Source organism: Kitasatospora nipponensis, from assembly GCF_039528135.1.
In the GTDB taxonomy this organism is placed as follows: Bacteria; Actinomycetota; Actinomycetes; order Streptomycetales; family Streptomycetaceae; genus Kitasatospora; species Kitasatospora nipponensis.
Genome location: NZ_BAAALF010000355.1, coordinates 1 through 3,769 on the forward strand (window position 1 = coordinate 1; position 3,769 = coordinate 3,769).

Here is a 3,769-nt window from a genome sequence, read left to right on the forward strand (position 1 = left end):
AGCACCTCGGCCACCCCGCGCAGCAGCTGGGCCAGGATCACCCCGGAGTTGCCGCGCGCGCCGAGCAGCGCGCCCTTGGCCATCGCCTTGACCACGCTCTCCAGTCCCGGCGCGGCCGATGTCTCGAAGCAGCGCTCGACGGCGGTGGTGGCCGACTCGACGGTCAGGTAGAGGTTGGTGCCGGTGTCCCCGTCCGGCACCGGGTAGACGTTGAGCGCGTCGATCTCCTCGCGGGCCTGGCCCAGGGCGGACAGCGCCAGCCGGCACCAGTTGCGGACCGCGGAAGCGTCGAGCGTGTCCAGCACCGGGTCTCCTCCAGGTGAACGCACGGGAACGGAGCGGGGAGCCCCGGGGGCAGGTTATCGGGGCCGCCGCGGGATCAGCGCTGGCAGGAGGCCCGGCCGGGCGCCGGCGGCGGAGCGATCAAGGGATCGGACATGGTAGTTTCGTGGAGCGGGAGTAGCCGATGTATGCTTCTCCGGTTGCCTGGAACAACCCGGGCTCACCCCTTGAAACGATTCGGTCCACGCGAGTGGTCCGGGCGGTTCGGTCGGGGTTTTCGAACGTAAATGATTCTGAAGTCTTGGAGTGACTCCTGTGGCTGCCAACTGCGACGTCTGCGGCAAGGGGCCGGGCTTCGGCAACAACATCTCCCACTCGCACCGCCGTACCCGTCGTCGTTGGAACCCCAACATCCAGACGGTGCGCGCTGTGATCGGGCGGACGCCGAAGCGGCTCAACGTCTGCACCTCGTGCATCAAGGCCGGTAAGGTCTCGCGCTGACGCGCAGACCGGTACGCCGGTCCTCCAGTGAACCGGTCCATCCCCGGATGGACCGGTTCACTGTTTTTCCGCACCTCTGAGGGGGGCCCGCGCGCGGGCCCCCCTCAGTGCTGTCCGCACCCGTGCCGCCGCCCGGACCGGATGGGGCCGGGCGGGGGCGCGGGACGAGGGGGTGGTGCCGGCCGGGCTGGACGGAGTCCTGCGAGGCGCCGGTGTCCCCCGCGGTGGCGGGGTCGCCGGAGGTGTCGGTGGGGGCGTCGGTGGCGCCGTCGGTGCCCTGGTCGGCCGGCGCCACGGGTGTCGCCGGTGCCAGGGGTGCCGTGGGCGCGGCGGGGGTGGCGGCGGGCCAGGCCGGGCGACACCAGAGGCTGTGCAGGCCGGGCGCGGCGGCGGGCGCGGCCGGCACGGCGCTGCCGTTCGCGGCGGTGGTGCAGAGCGGCACCGGCAGCGTGGGCCTGGGGGTGAAGAGGGCCGACGGGCCGTGGCCGGCCAGCGTGCCGCCCACCGCGCCCACGGTCGCCAGCACGAGCAGCGTGGCGGCGGTCGGCAGCGCGGCGGCCCGCAGGCGGGCGGCGACCCGCAGCGGGCGGGTGGAGCGCGGGGCCGCCGGGCGCCGGTGCAGCGGCGGTGGTCCCGGCGGGGGACAGCCCCGGACGGCCGCCCGGTAGAGCAGGCCGCCCAGCAGCGGCGCGAAGCCCTCCGCCGTGGGGTCCGTCCCGACCAGCGCGGGCACCGAACGGGCCAGCTCGGCGCGGGCGGCCCGCACCCGCTGCTCGGCCCCGGCGGTGCTGGCCTCCACCTCGGCGGCGATCGCCCGCACCGACAGGCCCAGCGCGTCGTGCAGGACCAGGGCCCGGCGGCGCGGCCGGGAGATGCGGCCCAGGGCGGTCAGCAGCGCGCGGTCACGGTCCGTCAGTGCGCCGGCATCCGCCGACCCCGTGCCGGCTGCGGGCTTCGCGGCCGGCACGCCGTCCGCGGGGGTGGCGAGCGGGGCCACCCGGATCGGGAGGTGCGGGACCTGCCGGACGTGGGTGCGGCGCGGTCCGCCGGGTCGCCAGGGGGAGAGCGCCGTGTCGAAGGCCCGCACCCGGAGCCAGGTCTGCGGGTCGGGGTCGGCGGCCACCACGTCCCACTGGTTCCAGGCGGCGCCGAAGGCCCGCCGGACGGCACCGGCGGCGCGGCGGCGGTCGCCGGTGAGCAGGAAGGTCTGCTGGAGCAGCTCGGTGTACGACCGTGCGTACAGTTCCTCGTAGCCGGCCAACGTGGGCTCAGGGGTGGGGAGTTCGGGCGTGACGAGGTCGGCGGCGGGGGGTTCGGCGGTGGCGGGGGCAGCCTCGGCGGCTCGTTCGGGCGCCGGCTTGGGGGGGGGGCCGGCCCGGCCGGTTCCGCTGCCGCTGCCGCTGCCGGTGTGGTGGCCGCGGGTGCGGGTGCGGCCTCGGGCGCGGGTGCGCAGGTCGGCCCGGCCGGGGCCGGCTGCGCCGGCCGGCCGCCGGCGAGCAGGGCGAGCGCCTCCTCCCGGGAGCTCGCGCCGAGCTTGCGCACCGCCCGGTTCAGGTGGGTGCGGGCGGTGCTCGGCGAGACCCGCAGCGCGGCGGCGATCGCCCGGGTGTCCTCGCCCGCCGCCAGCAGGTCCAGCGCCTGGGCCTCGCGCGGCGAGAGGCGCCGCCGCAGCCGCGCGACCCGGGCCGACGGTCCGCCGGGCCCGCCCGACCCGCCGGTCGTGTCGTCACCGGTTCCGGCGGCCGCTGCGGCGGCTGCGGCCGCGGGCTTGCCGGCCGATTTCGCCTTCGCGGCCTCCAGGGGCGAGGTCACCGCCGACCTCCCTGGACGCACCCGGCGCCGGAGGTGTCTCGACCGAACCGGGGCTGAAGGGCAGAAATATGACGCATAACCAGATAATCCGGGACACGGCGAGCGCGCGCTCCTTCACAGGGCAGGACGGGTGACGTTGGCAGCATGGGCCCATGACGCACCACCTGATGGACCGTCCGATCCTGCGCGGCGTCGGCGCACCGGCCTCCGGGCCGGTTCTCGCGGGAGCCACCGCCGCCCTGCTCGGCCTCGCCCTGACCGCCGTCCCGGTCCTGGTCCTGTGGGTGCTCTCGGCCGCCCCGCAGGACAGCGCCAGCGACGCCGCCCGGCTGGCCGGCGGCCTGTGGCTGCTGGCCCACGGCGGGCCGCTGACCCGCGGCGGTGCCACCACGCCGCTCTCGCTCACCCCGCTGCTGCTCACGCTGGCCCTGGTCCACCTGCTGCGCCGTGCCGCGGCCCGCGCGGCGCGGGTGGCCGGTGCGCGGGTCTCGGGCGTGCCGGCCGGGATCTGCGCGGGCTACCTGGCGGTGGCCCTGCCCGTCGCGCTGGCCTGCACGCCCACCGGCGCCCTGCGGGCCGAGCCGCTGCCCGACCTGCTGGCGATCGCGCTGGTCGGCTACGGCGCGGCGGCGCTCGGGGCCGGCAGCGGTCCCCGCTGGTGGCCGGGGGTGCGCAACCGGATCGCCCGGTGGGGCCGCGGCCGGGCCGGGCACTGGACACCGTGGGCCGGCGCGGGCGCGCCGCAGGGCGGTGCGGCCGAACTGCTGCGGGCCGCGGCGGGCGCCCTGCTGACGCTGACGGCCGGCGCTGCGGTGCTCTTCACCGGCGCGCTGCTGCTGCACGCCGGTCCCACCGGCCGGCAGGTGCAGACGCTCACCGGCGGCAGCGTGCCGGGCACCCTGTGCCTGCTGCTGACCTGCCTGCTGCTGGTGCCGAACGCGGTGCTCTGGAGCGCCGCCTACGCGCTCGGCCCGGGGTTCCAGCTCGGGACCGGGACGGTGGTGGCGCCCGGGCACCTGGTCACCGGCGCGCTGCCGGACTTCCCGCTGCTGGCGCTGGCCCCGGGGACGGCGTCGGGCTGGCAGCGGGTGGTGCTGCTGCTCCCGCTGCTGGCCGGCGCGGTGGCGGCGGTCCTGCTGGGCCGGGCGGCCGGCCGGGCGCCGCTGCCGTGGCC

4 protein-coding genes and 1 pseudogene are annotated in these 3,769 nt (G+C 77.7%); 2 read left to right on the plus strand and 3 right to left on the minus strand.

What is annotated here, in order from left to right:
* The coding region (locus tag ABD323_RS39990; protein ID WP_344447029.1) for a DAK2 domain-containing protein at nucleotides 1–305 on the minus strand (305 nt) is incomplete at its 3' end.
* A gap of 292 nt (nucleotides 306–597) precedes the next feature.
* On the opposite strand from ABD323_RS39990, the gene rpmB reads away from it, so the two are divergent.
* Entirely contained in the window at nucleotides 598–783 is a 186-nt protein-coding gene (gene rpmB / locus ABD323_RS39995) for a 50S ribosomal protein L28 (RefSeq protein WP_035846000.1), read from the plus strand.
* Here the strand turns inward: rpmB and ABD323_RS40000 are convergent.
* Nucleotides 758–2,044, minus strand: a complete 1,287-nt coding sequence (locus ABD323_RS40000) for an RNA polymerase sigma factor (RefSeq protein ID WP_344447030.1) — start codon at nucleotides 2,042–2,044, stop codon at nucleotides 758–760. The two genes, rpmB and ABD323_RS40000, sit on opposite strands and share 26 nt — an antisense overlap.
* Nucleotides 2,045–2,298: 254 nt before the next feature.
* A pseudogene (locus ABD323_RS46135) lies at nucleotides 2,299–2,616 on the minus strand (helix-turn-helix domain-containing protein); the annotation flags it as partial.
* Between the two features lie 131 nt (nucleotides 2,617–2,747).
* On the opposite strand from ABD323_RS46135, the gene ABD323_RS40005 reads away from it, so the two are divergent.
* On the plus strand, nucleotides 2,748–3,769 hold a 1,022-nt coding region (locus tag ABD323_RS40005; RefSeq protein WP_344447031.1), incomplete at its 3' end, for a cell division protein PerM.